The sequence below is a fragment of the Treponema sp. R6D11 genome (assembly GCF_054786075.1).
Genome location: NZ_BDHD01001392.1, coordinates 1 through 312 on the forward strand (window position 1 = coordinate 1; position 312 = coordinate 312).

Here is a 312-nt window from a genome sequence, read left to right on the forward strand (position 1 = left end):
CTAAAATATAATCGATTTTCTCTTTTTCGCATGCGAACATTTTGTCGCCGTTTTGTTTGTGAGATTCATAAATTTCATCATAGAATTTTTTAGTTTCGTCAGGATTGATCGGTTTTAACTCGTAGTTAGAATTTTTAAATGCGTTCCAATGATTCCGTTTTTTGTTCATTTTTTTGCCAGAAAGTGTCGCTAGTTTTTCGATATTATAGCAATATTCAAACGAATCTCTGTTTGGCAAAATTTCAAAAAATGTTCTATCGAAAAGCTCCGTTTCGCTTTTTGGAACATTTATAAAAACAGGCTCTACATAGC

General features: G+C 31.7%; 1 protein-coding gene. It reads right to left on the bottom strand.

The window, feature by feature from the left end; genetic code table 11:
- On the bottom strand, nucleotides 1–292 hold a 292-nt coding region (locus ACYVTD_RS18890), incomplete at its 3' end, for a phosphatidylglycerol lysyltransferase domain-containing protein (RefSeq protein ID WP_461249116.1).
- Between the last annotated feature and the right edge of the window lie 20 nt (nucleotides 293–312).